The 16731-nt window shown below is 64.5% G+C and carries 17 protein-coding genes and 1 pseudogene; 10 read left to right on the top strand and 8 right to left on the bottom strand.

Annotation, left to right across the window (positions count from 1 at the left end):
- The 4 genes from ACE5CZ_RS05560 to ACE5CZ_RS05545 form a co-directional block, all read right to left on the bottom strand.
- Positions 1-1170: fibronectin type III domain-containing protein (locus ACE5CZ_RS05560; RefSeq protein WP_374946344.1), on the bottom strand; the 1170-nt coding region annotated here is incomplete at its 3' end.
- 138 nt (positions 1171-1308) lie between these two features.
- Positions 1309-2085 carry an SDR family NAD(P)-dependent oxidoreductase gene (locus ACE5CZ_RS05555; protein WP_374946343.1) on the bottom strand — a complete coding sequence of 259 codons (777 nt, stop codon included), beginning with the start codon at positions 2083-2085 and terminating at the stop codon, positions 1309-1311.
- A 40-nt stretch (positions 2086-2125) separates the two neighbouring features.
- A complete protein-coding gene (locus tag ACE5CZ_RS05550) occupies positions 2126-3439 on the bottom strand; it encodes a flavin monoamine oxidase family protein (RefSeq protein ID WP_374946345.1) in 1314 nt (437 codons plus the stop codon).
- A 25-nt stretch (positions 3440-3464) separates the two neighbouring features.
- Positions 3465-4631 (bottom strand): M24 family metallopeptidase, encoded by a 1167-nt coding sequence (locus ACE5CZ_RS05545; RefSeq protein WP_374946342.1) that lies wholly within the window; start codon positions 4629-4631, stop codon positions 3465-3467.
- 166 nt (positions 4632-4797) lie between these two features.
- Here ACE5CZ_RS05545 and ACE5CZ_RS05540 point away from each other — a divergent pair, with 166 nt between their 5' ends.
- The gene (locus ACE5CZ_RS05540) at positions 4798-5631 is read left to right on the top strand and encodes a helix-turn-helix transcriptional regulator (RefSeq protein WP_374946341.1); all 834 of its coding nucleotides are present in this window, start codon (positions 4798-4800) and stop codon (positions 5629-5631) included.
- A 6-nt stretch (positions 5632-5637) separates the two neighbouring features.
- Here the strand turns inward: ACE5CZ_RS05540 and ACE5CZ_RS05535 are convergent, their stop codons facing one another.
- Both ACE5CZ_RS05535 and ACE5CZ_RS05530 read right to left on the bottom strand, forming a co-directional pair.
- Entirely contained in the window at positions 5638-6054 is a 417-nt protein-coding gene (locus ACE5CZ_RS05535; protein ID WP_374946340.1) for a nuclear transport factor 2 family protein, read from the bottom strand.
- Positions 6055-6168: 114 nt separating this feature from the next.
- Positions 6169-7026 (bottom strand): helix-turn-helix transcriptional regulator, encoded by an 858-nt coding sequence (locus tag ACE5CZ_RS05530; protein WP_374946339.1) that lies wholly within the window; start codon positions 7024-7026, stop codon positions 6169-6171.
- A gap of 170 nt (positions 7027-7196) precedes the next feature.
- Here ACE5CZ_RS05530 and ACE5CZ_RS05525 point away from each other — a divergent pair, with 170 nt between their 5' ends.
- Entirely contained in the window at positions 7197-8129 is a 933-nt protein-coding gene (locus tag ACE5CZ_RS05525; protein WP_374946338.1) for a zinc-binding alcohol dehydrogenase family protein, read from the top strand.
- Positions 8130-8158: 29 nt separating this feature from the next.
- The gene (locus ACE5CZ_RS05520; protein WP_374946337.1) at positions 8159-8902 is read left to right on the top strand and encodes an SDR family NAD(P)-dependent oxidoreductase; all 744 of its coding nucleotides are present in this window, start codon (positions 8159-8161) and stop codon (positions 8900-8902) included.
- A gap of 66 nt (positions 8903-8968) precedes the next feature.
- Here the strand turns inward: ACE5CZ_RS05520 and ACE5CZ_RS05515 are convergent, their stop codons facing one another.
- A complete protein-coding gene (locus tag ACE5CZ_RS05515) occupies positions 8969-9625 on the bottom strand; it encodes a TetR/AcrR family transcriptional regulator (protein WP_374946336.1) in 657 nt (218 codons plus the stop codon).
- Between the two features lie 85 nt (positions 9626-9710).
- On the opposite strand from ACE5CZ_RS05515, the gene ACE5CZ_RS05510 reads away from it, so the two are divergent.
- The 3 genes from ACE5CZ_RS05510 (at position 9711) to ACE5CZ_RS05500 (ending at position 12618) form a co-directional block, all read left to right on the top strand.
- A complete protein-coding gene (locus tag ACE5CZ_RS05510; RefSeq protein ID WP_374946335.1) occupies positions 9711-10463 on the top strand; it encodes an SDR family NAD(P)-dependent oxidoreductase in 753 nt (250 codons plus the stop codon).
- Between the two features lie 293 nt (positions 10464-10756).
- Positions 10757-11200: a MarR family winged helix-turn-helix transcriptional regulator gene (locus tag ACE5CZ_RS05505; protein ID WP_374946334.1), complete on the top strand. Its 444-nt coding sequence runs from the start codon at positions 10757-10759 to the stop codon at positions 11198-11200.
- Positions 11197-12618 (top strand): cryptochrome/photolyase family protein, encoded by a 1422-nt coding sequence (locus ACE5CZ_RS05500; protein ID WP_374946333.1) that lies wholly within the window; start codon positions 11197-11199, stop codon positions 12616-12618. The genes ACE5CZ_RS05505 and ACE5CZ_RS05500 overlap by 4 nt, the downstream gene beginning before the upstream one ends.
- On the opposite strand, the gene ACE5CZ_RS05495 is transcribed toward ACE5CZ_RS05500, so the two are convergent.
- A complete protein-coding gene (locus ACE5CZ_RS05495; RefSeq protein WP_374946332.1) occupies positions 12615-13808 on the bottom strand; it encodes a hypothetical protein in 1194 nt (397 codons plus the stop codon). The genes ACE5CZ_RS05500 and ACE5CZ_RS05495 overlap by 4 nt on opposite strands.
- 118 nt (positions 13809-13926) lie before the next feature.
- Between ACE5CZ_RS05495 and ACE5CZ_RS05490 the strand changes: the two genes are divergently transcribed.
- From ACE5CZ_RS05490 to ACE5CZ_RS05475, 4 genes and pseudogenes are all read left to right on the top strand, one after another.
- On the top strand, positions 13927-14538 hold the full coding sequence (locus ACE5CZ_RS05490) for a hypothetical protein (protein WP_374946331.1): 612 nt from the start codon (positions 13927-13929) through the stop codon (positions 14536-14538).
- A gap of 126 nt (positions 14539-14664) precedes the next feature.
- Positions 14665-15408, top strand: a complete 744-nt coding sequence (locus tag ACE5CZ_RS05485) for a YcnI family protein (RefSeq protein ID WP_374946330.1) — start codon at positions 14665-14667, stop codon at positions 15406-15408.
- Entirely contained in the window at positions 15392-16120 is a 729-nt protein-coding gene (locus tag ACE5CZ_RS05480; RefSeq protein ID WP_374946329.1) for a copper resistance protein CopC, read from the top strand. The genes ACE5CZ_RS05485 and ACE5CZ_RS05480 overlap by 17 nt, the downstream gene beginning before the upstream one ends.
- Before the next feature lie 395 nt (positions 16121-16515).
- Positions 16516-16731, top strand: a pseudogene (locus ACE5CZ_RS05475) (ATP-dependent DNA ligase); the annotation flags it as partial.

Here is a 16731-nt window from a genome sequence, read left to right as displayed (position 1 = left end):
GGCCGAGCCTCCGTCAGCAGGGGCGACCCAGTTGAGCGATACGGCCGAGTCGCTTGCGGTGACCGTGCCCCAGGTCGGAGCGGCCGGAAGCACGGGCAAGGTGACGGCGGCGGATGCCGCGCTCGCGGGGCCGGTGCCGGTCGCGCTGGTCGCGGTCACCCTGAAGGTGTAAGCGGCGCCGTCGGCGAGTCCCGAGATCGTGCACGAGGTCGACGAGGTCGTGCAGGTCGAGCCGCCGGGCGAAGCCGTGACGGTGTACGAGGTGATGGCGTCATCACCGGATGCGGTGGGCGGCGTCCAGGAGACCGTCGCCGAGCGAACGCCGGCGGTCGCCGTCACGCCGGTCGGGGCGCCGGGTGCCTGGCGGGCGCGCACGGAGATGGTCTGCGAGGTCGAATCGGAGCCGAAGGCGTTGCGAGCCGTGACGAGGAAGGTCCACGTTCCGAGGGTCGCCGGTGTGCCGGAGAGCACCCCGGCGGTGCTCAGCTTCAGCTCCGGCGGCAGGGTGCCCGCATCGACCGAGTACGTGGCACCGTTCGTGGCCGCATAGGAGAAGGAGAACGGTTTGCCGGCAACGAGCGGAACGGCCGGACGATCCGCCGAGAGAGTGGGGCGTTCACCGTCGACGTAGGTGCGGAACAACGCATCCGATGTCGCGTACACCGTGCCGTTGATGAACCCGTTGCCCCCTGGATAGTCTTGACGGCTCGACGCGATATTGATCCGCGGGGCTCGAAAAAGGCGGATCGCGTACTGCGTGCCCGCGGTGACCGCAACGGGAGCGTCCAGTGTGATGCTCGCCCAGGTGAAGTCGGGAGCCCACACGGTCGCAGGGATCGTCGCCGTGCCGAGGACCGTGCTCGTGGGCAGCCCGTTCTCGGCCGTCGTGATCTGCACCGAGATGGATTGGAGCGACTCGACGAAGCCCACATCGAATTTCGTGAGGTTGCCGGAGACGCCCGCTGTGAAGATCTGTCCGATATCGCTGCCAGTCAAAAATGCGATGCGGCTGCCGTCGTGGCGCTGGTCGACGATCTCTGCCGCCGAGGCTGCGGGCACCCCGACGCCGCCGACCAGCAGCGCGGACATCACAGTGGCGATCAATCCCCCGCGTGCGAGGCGCGCGAGTCTCGCGCGCCGTCGGGATGGAATCAGGGCAGACTGGATCACGGGGGTTCCCTCTCGATTTCTGAACACGACCGCAACAACTCACCGGCGGCATTTCGGGGAACGAGTCGAGTCCTGGTCAAGCATGGCCATCGCACGCCCGGCAGTAAACCCCTTAAAAGGGGGACGAAAAATCTACCCTCAGACTGTGGATTGCGCGCCGTCGACCGATACGGACGCACCCGTGACGAGAGACGCGTCGTCGCTGAGCAAGTACAGTGCCACCTTGGCGACTTCGGCAGGTTCTCCGAGCCGCCCGATCGGCATCGCCGCCGAGAACGCGTCGGCTCGTTTCGGGTCGCCGCCCGTGTTGGCATCCAGCATGGGGGTTCGGATGATCCCGGGGAGTATCGAGTTGATCCGGATTCCTTGTGTGGCGTAGTCGATGGCGGCACCTTTTGTGAGCCCGACCACAGCGTGCTTGCTCGCTATGTAGTCGATGCACCCGGGGATCGCGACGAGGGCGTTGGCGGATGCGGTGTTCACGATTGCTCCGCCTCCGGTCTTCAGCATCGCCGCGATCTCGTACTTCATGCAGAGGAACGTGCCGAGCACGTTGACCTGGATTGCCCTCATGAATTTGTCGGCCTCGAGATCTGCGGTAAGAAAAAATCCGGTACGCGCCGAGCTGTAGGGCGGAAGTCCCGCGTTGTTGTACGCTCCGTCCAGAGTCCCGTAGCGTGTGACCGCAGCATCCACCAGTGCCGCGACGCTGGCTTCGTCGGCGATGTCTGTTCGCACGAATTGCGCGACCCCTCCCGCAGCGACAATCCGGGCGACTACCTCGGCTCCTTTGGTCTCGTCGAGGTCTGCGACGGTGACACTGGCTCCGTAGCGTGCGGCGTGTAGCGAGCCCTCGGCTCCCATGCCCGATGCTCCACCCGTGACAATAATGGACTTGCCTGTCAGATCAGTCATGATAATTTTTTCCTTTTCTTTTTCGCCTCGTTGCGATGGGTCATCTCGATGTGGCCCTGAGGACGTCGTATGCTGCTCGGATTCCGGTTTGAATCGCTCCGTCAAAACCGGGGGCGGCGGTGGCGATGTCGGCCGTAGCGAATGCGACTCGTCCTTCCGATGCGGCAATTTGGTCGATACGCGATAGCTGTCCCGGACGCAGCAGGCTGGTTCCTCCTCGGCTGAATGGCTCGGCCACCCAGTCCAGGGCCTTCGTCTCGACGATTCGCGCCTTTCCGTTCGATGGCAGGAGTTCCTCAAAGAACTGAGGGATCTCCGCTTTCCTGCTGGCGGCCACGGTGGGATCGACGCTGAACGCGATGACCTGAGTGAGACCGTCTGGGCGCTCCAGGTCTTTTCGAAGGTGAATAATCGGATTCACGTTCGTGTCCGCGTTCTGCACGTACACGTTGTCTACGGGACCATCCACAAGAGCCCACAGCTTGGTGAATGAGACAGGGGTCTGCATGCCGTCTACGCTGGACTGCTGCTTGAGAGGGCTGAGCCGGCCGCCGAAGTCGATGGTGCTCCACATGTTTGCGCTGGTGGCGACGACGACGCCGTGAGCTGCATATTCTTCGCCGCCGGCCGTTGTCACGAGAACACGGTCACGTTGATCATCAATCCGCACGACGGGTGAGTTCAGCTCCAGGTCGGCTCCCGCGTCGGCCTGGATGGCGTCGATCAGCGATTTCATGCCGGTGGCGACTCGGTACCGGGAGCTGACGGTGAGGATCTTCTGCCACTGCCAGTCCGCCAACGACCAGATGTGCAGCAGCCAGGCGTAAGCACCGGTTTCGGGCGCCCCTCCTGTGCGCATTTCTAGCCACGGCCTCAGCCATCGGAGCACCTCGTGGTCGAGGTCGATCGCTTCGAGCCGGCCTCTGATGGAGAGTTGATCGATCTCCTGAAGAGCTTCTCGGCGGAATGTAGGGTCCATCGGGCGCGGCATGATGTCTGCGTTGTCACCGAAGAAGGCGTCGAAACCCGCGCCGAGTTGTTTCGCCGCAGCTGCGGCAGGGTACCGGTTGAGGTTTCCGCCCTCGGAGACGGCGTAGGTCTGGAATGGCACGACTTCGGCGATGGGAAGCCGGTACCGGCTGATCTCGCTCCAGATGAACGGTTCTGTCCAATAGACGTTTTGGCCGCCCATCTCGATCGATCCCCCACCGAATTCGGTCGTGAACGCGCGACCTCCAACCCTGTCACGCGCTTCGAGAATGACCGTCCTCTTGCCTCGTTGCTGCAATTCGCGGGCTGCTATGGAGCCAGCCAGCCCGGAGCCGACAACCACGGCGTCGTAGTCTTTTGTCATGACCTTGTTCTCCTTATGAACTGATTCAGACGTGGGGATTGGTATCGGGCGTAAGCGAGACAGCCCTGATGCGTGCAGCTTTCGAAAGCGGTTCAGCGCCGCTTTCAGTGACGACATATTGCTCTCCGACGAGAGCGGACTGCCGAGTGCGCGCATCCCACGGCGCCCCATGCACGGCTATCACCATTCCGAGCTCCGTCGCGGTGGTGCTGTGTTCTACGACAGCCAAGCCTTCGTCGATAGCCAGGCCCACACCGTGGCCGAGACGGCCCCAAGCACTCAACCCGGAGCGGTTCGGTGCCGCCATACCGGCCATCCAGATATCGTGCCCCGTGGCTCCCACGCGTAGCGCAGCGACCATGGCTTCTGTGCTGGCGTCGGCGGCGTCGAGAATCGCGATCTGCAGTTTCGAGGGAATGCCCATTGGTGCGCTTCGAGCGAGTTGAGCACTGTACCCGCGCACCCGCGCGTTGACTTCGACCGAGATGACCCCCTCGACGGGAAACCGCCGCTGCCCTTGTTCGGTCCACCACATCCATGGTGTGCCCGCATTCATGATGACCAGAGCATCGTCGGCGCCTTCGGCCACGGCCGCGTGGCGAGCGGCATCCTGCGCATCTGCATGCCGGCGGCCCGACCTTGCCTGTTCGAAAAAGGCTGCCATGCCCGCGTCGGATGCTCGTTGTGCTTCGCGGAGCAGGCTGATCTCGAAGGCCGATTTTGTGCTGCGGGCCCGTTCAAACGGGCCGGGTTGCAGAGAGTAGTCAACGATCGCGCGACCTGGTATCGCGAGGACAGCTCCGTTCCTGGAGGAGAAGGTCGCCCCAGCACCGACTCGCGCTCCACTGGGAACGAGGTCGGTTACGACGCTGCGCACCCCGTCCTCCAGACTGCCGGCTTCCAGCACGTCGACGTTCGTTGTCGCCTGCGCCCACTCGCGAAAATTGTTCTGCGGACCCCGGGGTACGACAATGACCGGTGGACCTGCTGCCGGAACGACGATCGCGGCGCCCGGTATGGCACCAGGCAGCGCACCGATCGAGAAATCGGTGAGATATCGCAGGTCACCGGTATCGGTCACCCAACCACCGTGGTCGCCGGCAACGAGAGCATCAAGCCCGTCAGCGCGCATCTCGGCTTGGACTACTGCCAATCTTCGGGCGAGTTCGGGTAGTGGTGTCTGATCATTCATTCTTATGTACCTTGTCTTCATCGACGGCTGTGTACTGCTGCCCTCCTGCGACGCTAGGCGTTCAGCTGCAGGCGGGTAACCGCCCCGGTTCACCTGTGGTTCGGCCAACGGGAGGTTCGGAAAACCTAGGCAGACGACACGATCGAAAGTGGACGATAATGCCTGTGTGGACAACACAATCAGCGAGTTTCTGCGAAGTCGGAGAGCGCGCATCTCACCCGAGGATGCAGGACTCCCTCTCACGCTCAACCAGCGCCGGGTGCCGGGGTTGCGTCGAGAAGAAATAGCCCAGCTTGCGGGCGTGAGCGTTGATTACTACACCCGCCTCGAACAGGGCCGGGTCAACAATCCTTCAGACGCCGTGTTCAACAGTGTTGCTCGCGTTCTCCACCTCAGTGATGCCGAACGCGAGCATCTTGCGAATATGCTTCACCCCGAAGCAACAGAGCCTCTGCCGGAACGCGAGGCCGACCCAGCCGTCTTTCGCCTCGTCGAGATGATGGAAACTGTTCCTGCTCTCGTGATCGACCGACGAATGAGCGTCGTTGCGTATAACCGGCTTGCCGACATAATCTTCGGGCTTACCGGGCATAGCGAGCTCAACCTCGCGAAAAGGACTTTCTTATCCCCTGAGGTGAACGAGACACTGTCGACCTGGTCCGCCGTGGCCGAGGAAGTCGTGGCTCACCTGACTCTCCAGAATGGGCGACACCCCTCTGATGAACGGCTGAACGAGCTCGTCGATGAACTGTCATCGAGTTCCCTCTTCCGGGATTTGTGGAGCAGGCACGATGTCAAGCGCCGGCAACTCCTCACCCTCACTGTACGACTTGCCCGTGTGGGCGAGATCGAGTTCACGAATCTCTGGCTACCGCTTCCGAGCGGCTCTGATTTGACTCTCATCGCCTACACGGTCGATGCCGGTTCAGAAGGCGAGTCGAAGTTATCGGAGCTCGTGAGGTCGCTGCGCTCGTCGCCCGGCGACTTGTCGCGTGAATGACCAGGCTCATTCGTCGTTAAGAGCAGAGATGACCACCGCGTCTTTGTAATAGACGTTGATGTCGGCGATTTTGCCATCTTCGAATGTGTACCACTCGAGGTTTGTCGTGTATCCGACCTTGCCTGTCTTACGAGAGGTGAATTTCAAGTCCAAGAAGAGGACCGCCTCGTTGCCCTGCTCGATGATGCGACGAGAGAGGTTCTCGATTTCGAAGTTGCTTCCGAGCGTCGTCGCCATATCGAAGAATCCGCTGACCCCCTTCCACTCGCCGCTGTAGGGGAGATTGTCTGACTGATGAACCGTCACGTCTGGCGACAAGAGAGCCGACACGACTTCCATATCTCCAGCATAGAAAGCCTCGAGCAACGACTCGAGAACTGAGCGACCGGAGAACGGCTGGTTCGAATTTGGGTTATGTGACATGTGGTGTCCCTCTCGACTTTGAGTTGTAGTGCCACACTATGGAGTTCGAAGTCGGGCTACGTGGCACTGTTGAACCCCGGTTTGAGAGACCCGGCCTGACGTAAAAGGGTGCGATTATGTTCGCACTCCCGCTTCCTGACCATTGGCAGTGGCCGTCCAGCTGAGCAGCATGTGAAGGGCTTCCACGGAGGATGTCCCGGGTTGGGGGAGGTAGGTGAATATCGAGCGATCCGGGCGAGCCGGAACGGCGAGCACGTGATAATCGAATGAGAGTTCGCCGACGAGCGGGTGCCGAATGCGTGCGTGCCCGACTCTTTTTTCTCGCACCTCCCCGGCGGCCCACAACTGCCGGAAGGCGTCGCTGTGGATGGCGAGTTTTCCGATGAGCGTCGTGAGTCGAGCGTCTTTCGGCCATCGGCCCGTCATGAGTCGCAAGTGAGCAACCGTGTCGGCGGCGATCGATGCCCAGTTCATGTAGCGGTCGTGAGCGTCGGGGCTGAGGAAAAGCTGTGTCGCAGCGTTTGCCGGCGACACCATTCTAGAAATATCGAAGACGGTCTTCGCCGCGGTATTGGCATCCAAGATATTCATGCTGATGTCGATAAGGAGCGCGGGCGAGTCGGGCATCGCGTTTAGCAGCCGCACAAGGGGTTCGTCAGCCGCGGCCGCCGACACACGCAGCGTGGGTCTCGATGAGGCGGAAGGCCGAGCGATGTTGGTCAGATGTTCGGTTTCGACGTCCGAGAGCGAGAGCACTTGGGCTACAGCAAGCAGCACTTGGTCGGACACGTGCGTCGTACGACCCTGCTCGAGCCGCACGTAGTAGTCCGGGCTCACCCCGGCGAGCAAAGCCACTTCTTCCCGCCGGAGTCCGGGTACCCGGCGTCGGGTGATGCCCGGACGCAACCCGACCTGATCTGGCGTTATGCGGTCACGCCTGATGCGAAGGAACTCGCCGATATCTGTGTCCACCTTTCGAGGTTACGCGCAGCGCACCGCTTTCTGAGGGGGTCTGCCAGAACCAGGAACGCGCCGACCTATCTGAAAATGTGCTATTCGCTCACCATGGGAAGCGTCACTCCATCGGGGTGGCCTGGCCCGCCTTGGGCCGGGCCACCACAGCCAACAAGAAGGGCGCGTCTATGCGTGCAGCAGTAGTGCGAGAGTTCGGTGGGCCCGACGCGGTCCAGATAATCGAGGTTTCGACGCCTGAGCCGGGTGTCGGCGAAGTGCTGGTCAAGGTCGCCGGCGCCTCAGTCAATTTTGCCGACGTCATGGTGCGTGAAGGGATGAACGTCGAATACGGCGCGACCGGAGCGCGGGAGCAGTTCGGTCTGGGAGCCGACGTGTCCGGCACCGTCTCTGCGATCGGGGAGGGTGTGACGAAATTCCGGGTCGGCGACGCGGTCGTCGGCACCCAAGAGCGACTCGACCGCGCGTTCAGCACCCAGGCGGAGTATGTGGTCCTCGAGGCGTGGGAACTCGCCCCCGCCCCGCACGGTGTTGACCTCATCGAGTTGGCGACGTTCGGAATGAACGCGACGACCGCAGATGAGGCACTGGATGCTCTCAACCTCGGGGCCGGCGATTGGCTTCTGGTCTCAGGAGCAGCCGGCGGCGTAGGACTGCTCGCGGTCGAGCTGGCGAAGCTGCGAGGCCTGCGGGTGGTCGCTCAGGCAGGCGCGTCAGACGAGGAGCTTCTCCGAGACGCCGGCGCAGAACTCTTCGTTTCGCGAGACGAAGATCTCGTTCCTACAGTTCGGCAGCTGATTCCCGGCGGTGTCGATGGCGCGATCGACGCGGCCAATCTCGCCGCAGGCGCTGCTGACGCTGTTCGGCACGGCGGCTCATTCGTTTCGCTGCTCAACAGCGCCCCGATGCCTCGCCGGCAGGTTCGGATGATCAACCACGCCTGGTACACCGACACCGAACGCCTGGCCAAACTCGCGTCGTACGCCGCAGCAGGCCTCATCAGCCTGCGCGTAGCCAAAACCTATCCATTGGACCAGATCGTCGAAGCGCATAAGGCCCTCGCCGGCGGCGGTCTCCGCGGTCGAATCGTGATCGTGCCGTGAACACCACAAACACAGAGGAGAAACTCACTATGACTAGTCGTTTCCAAGACCGCACCGTCGTTGTCACCGGAGGCTCAACCGGCCTCGGGTATGGGACCGCAGAGCGACTCATCGCCGAAGGAGCCACCGTCTACATCGTCGGACGGAGACAGGCCGAGCTCGACCACGCTGCCGAACGCCTCGGTTCGTCGGCGATCCCGATCCAAGCCGACGTCACCCGTCTTGACGACCTCGACCGGCTCTACGCTGCAGTCGCCGAGCGCAGCGTTCGCCTCGACGCGGTTGTCGCAAACGCGGGCGGCCCCTCATTTGGAACCATCGAGACCTACACGGGCGATGAACTCGATGCCTCCTACGCCCTGAACCTCCGCGCCGTAGCCTTCACGGTTCAGAAGGCGCTGCCCCTCATGACCACTGGAGGCTCCGTCGTCTTGATGAGTTCGATCGAGGGCGAGCGTGGCTCTGCCGGGCTCGGAGCATACGCCGCGATGAAGGCCGCTCAACAATCCATGGCGCGCACCTGGGCCAATGAGCTGAGCTCTCGCGGCATCCGGGTCAACGCGATCAGTCCCGGAGTCATCTACACGCCCGCGTACGCCAGCGCGGGCTGGACGCTCGAGCAGGCGGAAGCGGTCATCCCTCTCATCCCCGCAGGACGGCTCGGATTGGAAGCCGAAGTCGGCGCGGCCATCGCATTTCTCGCCTCAGACGATTCTTCGTTCGTCAACGGAACCAACCTGGTCGTCGACGGCGGACAGACCGAGGTGGTCTGAGAGCGGAATGAGGCCGAGGGCCGCCGCGACCTCGGCCTCGACATCCTCGCCAAGACGGATGACGACTCAGCGCGTTTGCGGTCGAGACGGGGTATCTGCGGCGAGCGATTGTAGATGTGCGATTGCGGCGTCGAGTGCCGCCTCGAGGGCGATGGTGTCACGCCGGGTCTGACTGAGGAGGAGGCCACCTTGCACGGCTGCGAGCAGCGCAAGGGCCGCTCGGTCGAGGTCGAGGGCGGCCGGGAGGGCGCCGCGGTCGCGCATGGTCTCCAGTCCGTCTCGGAGCAGCCGCTCCCAGGCGGCGAACGATGCTTGAAGAGCATGGCGCGCGTCGATGTTCGTCTCGACCAAGTCGCTCGCGAGGCTGCCGACGGGGCAGCCGCCGACGCACTGTTGGGCTTTCAGAACATCGACGATCATGTGACGCCACGCGATCAGGCCGTCGAATCCCTCGACACGCTCAAGGCTCGAGCGGTGGATTTTGAGCACGGCCTGCGTCTGGTGCTCGACGACGGCAAGGATCAATGCGTTCTTGTCGGAGAAGTAGTGATAGAGCTGGGACGCGTTGACTCCGCCGACCCTCTGGATGTCGTCGATCGTGGCCCGTTCGACGCCGACTTCACGCATCAGGCGCGACGTGGTCTCGATGATGCGCTGCCTTGTGGCTCGTCCTTTCGGCGTGAGGGGGCGTCCGCCGACGGCGGTCGTCGTGATGGTGGTCATGCCTGAATCCTACATTTTTTTAGAGTAGACATTCCATTTCTATTTCGAGATTATGAGGCCACTCACTCCAATTGGAAGGCTCATCATGACTCTGTATGACTTCACAGGCCAGACCGCCCTCGTTACCGGCGGAACAAGCGGGATCGGTCGCGAGGTGGCTCTGCAGCTCGGGGCGGGTGGCGCCCGTGTCGTGGTCATCGGTCGCGACGCCGAGCGGGGCGCGGCCGTCGTGAAAACAATCGTCCAGGCCGGGGGTCTCGCTGATTTCGTGCCGGTCGATCTCGCAGACGCAGCAGCGGTCGCCCACCTTGCGGACGAGGCCGCGAGACTCGGCGATGGCCACGTTGATGTGCTCGTGAACAACGCGGGCGTTTTTCCGTTCGGGCCGACAGCCGACGTCGACCTCAACACTTTCGATGACGTCATGGCGGTCAATGTTCGCGCGCCCTTCGCCCTCGTCTCCGCTCTCGCCCCGGCCATGGTCGAACGCGGTCGGGGGTCGATCGTCAACGTGTCGACGATGGTTGCGACCGTCGGAATGAGCGGTATGGCGCTGTACGGCGCGTCGAAGGCTGCCCTTCAGCTACTGACCAAGGCATGGGCCGCGGAGTTCGGACCCTCGGGCGTGCGCGTCAATGCTGTCAGCCCCGGCCCGACCCGCACCGAGGGAACAGCGGCCATGGGCGAGGGCCTCGACGAGCTTGCGGCGACGACACCCGCGGGGCGCGCCAGCACGCCTGTAGAGGTGGCCAACGCCATCGTCTTCCTCGCGTCCTCTGCAGCATCCAACGTGCATGGCGTGACCTTGCCCGTCGATGGCGGACGACTCGCGGTCTGAGTGCATGGTCGCGCAGTTGTTGCTGACCAGCGCTGCTCAGCCAATTCCCAGTAAAATAACGTTTTGGTAACTAGCGCTCCGTTACTCAACCGTTATATGGTTCTAGAGCGTTAGTTGTTTGCTGTGGCAGGTAACGCGGAATGTGATTGCAGGACACTCTTGGTGCAAGGGAAGAAAGCCCGTCGTTAGCCTCTACGACGGGCTTTCTGTCTGTCTGCGGGCGTGTCAACCCGCCGCCGCTTTTCACGAAACGCTCGACGGCCGCCCTAGGGTTGAGTCACGAGAGGATCTCTATGACCACGCCTGCCTCACCCGTCGCCGCCTGGGAATCCCTCTTCCGCGCGCAGGTCGCCGTGATGCGGCAGATCGCCTCGGAATTCCCCTCCGACCTCATCTCGCTCAACGAATACGACGTTCTCTTCACCCTCACCCGGTGCGAGAACCGAACCGTGCGCATCCGCGAATTGAACGAGAACGTTCTGCTCACCCAGCCCAGCATCTCGCGCCTGATCGACCGCCTCTTTGCGCGCGGCCTCGTCACCAAACTCACCGATCCGAGCGACGGCCGCGGTACGCTGGTAGCGCTCACCGATGCCGGACACGCCCTGTACCGTGAGGCGGCGCAGGTGCACGGCCGCTCGATCACGAGCCGCATGACAACCGCCCTGACGCCCGACGAGCTCACCGACCTCGCCCGCCTGACCCGCAAGCTCTACACCAGCGTCATGGCGAAATGAGCGCGCCCAGCATCGTCTGGTTCCGCGACGACCTGCGGGTCGCCGACAACCCCGCACTGCACGCCGCCGCCGAGCGCGGCGAGCCGGTCGTGTGCCTCTACATTCTGGATGACGCCAGCCCCGGCATCCGGCCGCTGGGTGGCGCGGCCCGCTGGTGGCTGCACCACAGCCTCGACGCACTCGCAACGTCGCTGGCCGACGTCGGCCTCGAGCTCACGCTTCGCCGTGGGGCAGCGGCCGACGTCATCGACTCCGTCGTCGCCGATTCGGGCGCCGGTGCCGTCTTCTGGAACCGCCGTTACGGCGAGGCCGAACGAACCGTGGATGCCGGCATCAAGTCGTCGCTGCGGTCTGCCGGCGTCGAGGCGCAGAGCACCCAGGCGTCCCTGCTGTTCGAACCCTGGACCGTGATGACCGGCCAGGGCGCTCCGTATCGCGTCTTCACCCCGTTCTACCGGTCGTGCCTCGCCCAACCGGAGCCGCGGCATCCGCTGCCCGTCGTCGACGGCGTCACGGCGTTCGACGGCGTGACCGGCGACGACCTCGCCGAATGGGGCCTGCTGCCCTCGACGCCCGATTGGGCCGGCGGGCTGCGCGAGTCGTGGAAGCCGGGCGAAACGACCGCGCTCGCGCGGCTGCGCTCGTTCCTCGGCGACGAACTCTCGTCGTACGTGGCCGAGCAAGACCTGCCGGCGCAGGATGCGACATCCGGGCTCTCGCCGTATCTGCGCTGGGGCGAGATCAGCCCGTTTCAGGTGTGGCACGAGACGCGTTCTTTCGTCGCGTCGCTCGACCGGCGCACCTCCGAGGGAGCGCGAGCGGCCGAGGGGGCGAGCGCGTTTCTTCGCCAGCTCGTGTGGCGCGAGTTCTCGTACCACCTGCTGTTCCACTGGCCGCAGATCGCGCACGCCAACATGCGGCCCGCCTTCGACGACTTTCCCTGGGCCGAGCCGACCGACGTGATCATGCAGGCGTGGCAGATGGGGCGCACCGGCATTCCGCTCGTCGACGCGGGCATGCGCGAGCTCTGGAAGACCGGCATCATGCACAACCGGGTGCGCATGGTCGTGGCGTCTTTTCTCGTGAAGAATCTGCGCATCGACTGGCGCGAGGGAGAGCGCTGGTTCTGGGACACGCTGGTCGATGCAGACTCGGCTGCGAACTCGGTGAATTGGCAGTGGGTGGCGGGTTCGGGAGTCGACGCGGCGCCGTACTTTCGCGTGTTCAACCCCGAACTGCAGGCCGCCAAGTTCGATCCGCACCGCGAGTACATCCGGCGCTTCGTCGACGACATCGACGCCGAGACTTACCCGCCGCCCCTCGTCGACCTGAAAGAGTCGCGCAAGGCTGCGCTGGATGCCTACGGCTCGATCTCGAAAGACCGCGCGTTGAGCGAGCCCGGCGCCTCGGCCGGCTAGATTCCTTCGCCGGGCACGATCGTCGAAGCGATGCTGCGGTTCAATGCCTGGGCGTCGGCATCGAGGTCTCGGAGCTGCTGTTGCAGGTCTCCGAGTAGCGTGATCTTGTCGTTGATCGCCGTGCGGCGCGCCTCGAGGCCGTCGTCGCGCGCGATGAGTGCGGCCTTGTCTGCGTCGAACGCGGCAGGGTTGTCGGAGTACCCGTAGGCCTGGTTCTTGGCGATGAACCCGTCGATGTCGGTATTGAGCTGATTCTGGTCGGCGTTGAATGTGTCGGTGTCGGACTCGATCTCATCGGCGAGGGCGAGGATCTGGTTCGACAGGTCGGTCGTCTGCTGCTCGAGGTCGCTGAACACCTTCATGTACGAGGCGTGCAGGCCCACGACCACGCTGCGATCGGTGAAGTAGCGCTCGTAGTACGCCTCGAGTTCGGGGTCGAGCTCGGCGAACTCGGTGCCGATGATCGAGTGCAACTCGGTGAGGCGGGTGCCCGGCTGCGAGACCGCGTACGCGTCCATGCGCTCGGCGAGCTCCGGGTCGTCGCCGTGCGCCACGTAGGCCTCTTCGAGCAGAACACCCAAGCGCTCCTGTGATTTCTCGTCGAGCCGGTCGAAGGCGGCGTGCAGCATCTCGTGCGCGGCCGTGACCTCGCGCAGCCCGTCGAGCCGCTCTTCGGTTACGTCGTAGAGATGGATGGTCTCGCCCGTGTAGCAGCCGAGAAGAAACTGCTCGGGGCGGATGCCGCAGGCCGTGTTGAACTCGTTCGCCGTGTTCAGTTCGGGGTGGCTCGTAGAGAAGAGGAAGGTGCCGACCTCGTTCAGGTCTGCGCGTTCGACGAGCGACGAGATGTCGTCGTTGGGAGTGAAGTCTGCGACCGATTGGCGGTCGGCGATGAGGCGCGCGTGGGCGCCGTAGTAGACGCCGCCCGAGACGGGCAGTGCGATCGCGAGCAGTGCGGCGACGCCGACGATGAGGCCCTGCCACCAGGTCATGCCGCCCCGGGGCTTGGATGGCGGGAGCACGAAGGCGGGCTGGCCGGGCTGCGGCGGGTACGACTGCTGCGGCTGCTGTGCCGGATACGGCGTCTGGTGCGACATGGGCTGCGGCTGCTGCTGCGGCATCGGTGGAACCGGGGGTCGACCTTCTGCGCCGCCCTGCTCGGGGCCGGTCGGATACGGGGGAAGACTCACGGAGGGTTCCTAACACTCGTCACATTCCTGCCCCCAGAATAGCGGGACGCCGTTTTATGGCCTATGGCAACAGATTCATGCGAATAGACTCGGTCGAGGATCACGACCGAGGAGCACGATGAGCACACGCTGGACACGCGTTGCTCGCGGCAGCCTCGCCGCCCTTGTCTCCACCTTCGTGGCCGCCTTCTCCCACGCCGTGGCCGGAGGCACAGCGCCCAGCGTCGCCGCACTCTCCCTCGCCGTCGCCTTCTCGACCCTCGTGTGCGTCGCACTCGCCGGCCGCGGGCTGTCGTATTGGCGCGTCGGCGCATCCGTCGCCGTGAGCCAGGTCTTCTTTCACAGCCTCTTCAGCCTCATCGCCACGCCCGTCGCGCACGCGACCGGCGCTGCTCCGGTCGCCCACAGCGGGCACGACATGGCCGCCATGCTCGTTCCCACAGGCGTCGAGGCATCCGGCGCTCTCACCGCCGACGTCGCCATGATCGCCGGCCACGTGCTGGCCGCCGTCGCAACGTTCGCGGCTATCGTCTGGGGCGAACGGGCCGTGCGCAGCATGCTGGCCGGCGCGCTGGTGCGGGTGAGCCGCTTCGCCGCACTCGTGCGCCCCGCGCCGGTCTTCGTCTCTCGCGCCGTGCGTCTCGGCCGCGTGCGTCGCATCGACGCCCCGGCCATGCTCGAGGTGCTCCGCGCATCCGTCTGGCACCGCGGCCCGCCGCCGGCCGCCTGACCCTTTTTTCCCCGCTCGGGCCGGCATCGCGCCAGCGCACCGAGATTTTTCGCGCACCCCGCGCATCCATTTCGCCGGAGCCCGCGCGTTCGACGCGCCCCTCCGCACACTTTTCAAGGACCAACCATGAAGAAATCCACCCCGCTCACCGTCGCCACGACCGGGCTCGGCCTCGGCCTGCTGCTCGCCGTCGCCGTTCCCCTGTCGGCAAGCGCCCACGTGAGCGTCACTCCCGCCGCGACCGCCGCCGGCTCGTACACGGTGCTCACGTTCGCCGTGCCGCACGGCTGCGACGGATCGGCCACCACGTCGATCGCGATCGACATTCCCGAGTCGATCCTGTCGGTGACCCCCACCATCAACCCGAACTGGGATGTCGCGAAGGTCATGACGCCATTGGCGACTCCCGCGACGAATGCACACGGCGAGGCGACCACGGAACGCGTCGGACAGGTCGTGTACACGGCCAAGACCGCGCTCGCCGACGGATACCGCGACACCTTCGCGCTGTCGCTGCAGCTGCCCGCCGACGCGGCTGGCACGAACCTCGACTTCCCCGTGCTGCAGAGCTGCGAGACGGGCTCGACGAACTGGAACGAGATTCCGGCCGAGGGTGCCGACGAGGACTCGGTCGAGCATCCGGCGCCCAGCATCGCCGTTACCGACGCCGTTGAGACCGAGGGCCACGGCAACCCGGCGGGTGCCGTCGACACAGCGTCGTCGGATGCGTCGGGCTCGGATGCGTCGGGCTCCGCCTCCGGCTCTTCCGACGATGTGCTGGCTCGCGTGCTCGGCATCGGCGGGCTCGTCGTGGGAGCCGTGGGCGTCGTGATCGCCGTCGTGGCCACCCGTCGTGCACGGTCGGTCTAGCCGCGTGCGGGTCGCCCTGCCGAGACTGTTCGTCGGCGTGACGGTCGCCGTCTGCGCCCTGGTGATTGTCGGCGCCGGCGCGATCGGTGCGGTCGGGCACGTTGCCACGGCCTCGGCTCACAACTACCTGGTGTCGTCGACGCCCGAGGCCGGTTCGGTGCTCACAACGCTGCCGCCAGAGTTCGTCATCACCACCAATGACGTACTGCTCGACTTCGGCGGCGAGAACACCGGATCGGCCGGCGCCCTCGAGGTGCAGGGCCCCGACGGCCTGTACTACGGCGACGGATGCGTGGCGGTCTCGGGGCCATCGATCTCGACTGCCGCAGCGCTCGGCCCAGCCGGCGACTACACGGTGATCTGGCGCGTGGTGTCGACCGACGGGCATCCGGTGTCGAATCAGTTCGCGTTCACCTGGCAGCCGGATGCCGGGCAGGCCGTCACCGCCGGGTCGAGTGCGGCGCCGGTCTGCCCGACTGCGGATGACTCCGGCGTGGCCGGTGACGGCTCCGCATCGGGTGGTTCTATCGATGCGAATTCGGATGCCACGGTTCAGGCCGCGTCGGACGACGAGTTCATCTCGGCGCTGGCCTGGATCGGCGGAGCACTCGTCGCCGTGGCGATCGCCGTGGCCGTCACTCTTGTCGTGTTGCGCCGGCCGAGGCTGGGAGCCGGCCCGGGAAAAGGCTCACGACTCCCCGACGAAAGCTAGCCCTGTCGCGAATCGGAGCTCTGACCAAGACTGGTCAGTGCTTCGATTCGCAGTGCCGCGAGCGGAGCAGAAGAAAGTCAGGAAGACCGTGATCGCAGATAGCCCCGCCCCACCGACAGCGGGCTGGATCTCGCTCGTAGAACTCTCGCCGACCGAGTGGCGCGTCTCGGATTCTCGTTTCTCAGAGCACGACGCCGCATCTCTTCTAGGCTTCATCGAGGCTCGCGGGCGCATATTCGAGGTGACGGTTCTGAGTCGCGGCGTTGCATCGTATACCGCGCCGAGCCTAGAGGCCGCACTGACACTCTTCGCCTCGAGTCAGAAATCTGATGGTGTCTTGCCTAGTGTGGAAGGATCATGGCGCACAGCGGCGCAGCAAAGCACGAGGGGACATCATGGGAAAGTTGCTATACGGTGACTCCGATATCGAGATCGAGTTCGACGATCGCGCGCTGACGCACCTGCAGATCGTGATCGGCTCCAAGCTCCGCCGTGGTGAGAGCTTCTTCTTCTCGTGGAAAGACGACCCGGCGATCGGCGATGGCCGCTCGAGCATCTGGCTCGACAAATCGATCCCGCTGTACTTCAAGTTCTTCGGGGGCAAGACGCCC

The organism is Agreia sp. (genome assembly GCF_964263775.1).
GTDB lineage: Bacteria > Actinomycetota > Actinomycetes > Actinomycetales > Microbacteriaceae > Agreia.
Note: the sequence above shows the minus strand (reverse complement) of the source record. Positions and strands in the feature narration are given on the sequence as shown.

Coding starts and splice junctions, on each gene's coding strand:
- ACE5CZ_RS05535 (WP_374946340.1), bottom strand. CDS start 6,054: ATGTCACATAACCCAAATTCGAACCAGCCGTTCTCCGGTCGCTCAGTT.
- ACE5CZ_RS05550 (WP_374946345.1), bottom strand. CDS start 3,439: ATGACAAAAGACTACGACGCCGTGGTTGTCGGCTCCGGGCTGGCTGGC.
- ACE5CZ_RS05555 (WP_374946343.1), bottom strand. CDS start 2,085: ATGACTGATCTGACAGGCAAGTCCATTATTGTCACGGGTGGAGCATCG.
- ACE5CZ_RS05485 (WP_374946330.1), top strand. CDS start 14,665: ATGAAGAAATCCACCCCGCTCACCGTCGCCACGACCGGGCTCGGCCTC.
- ACE5CZ_RS05510 (WP_374946335.1), top strand. CDS start 9,711: ATGACTCTGTATGACTTCACAGGCCAGACCGCCCTCGTTACCGGCGGA.
- ACE5CZ_RS05515 (WP_374946336.1), bottom strand. CDS start 9,625: ATGACCACCATCACGACGACCGCCGTCGGCGGACGCCCCCTCACGCCG.
- ACE5CZ_RS05500 (WP_374946333.1), top strand. CDS start 11,197: ATGAGCGCGCCCAGCATCGTCTGGTTCCGCGACGACCTGCGGGTCGCC.
- ACE5CZ_RS05490 (WP_374946331.1), top strand. CDS start 13,927: ATGAGCACACGCTGGACACGCGTTGCTCGCGGCAGCCTCGCCGCCCTT.
- ACE5CZ_RS05505 (WP_374946334.1), top strand. CDS start 10,757: ATGACCACGCCTGCCTCACCCGTCGCCGCCTGGGAATCCCTCTTCCGC.
- ACE5CZ_RS05545 (WP_374946342.1), bottom strand. CDS start 4,631: ATGAATGATCAGACACCACTACCCGAACTCGCCCGAAGATTGGCAGTA.
- ACE5CZ_RS05520 (WP_374946337.1), top strand. CDS start 8,159: ATGACTAGTCGTTTCCAAGACCGCACCGTCGTTGTCACCGGAGGCTCA.
- ACE5CZ_RS05525 (WP_374946338.1), top strand. CDS start 7,197: ATGCGTGCAGCAGTAGTGCGAGAGTTCGGTGGGCCCGACGCGGTCCAG.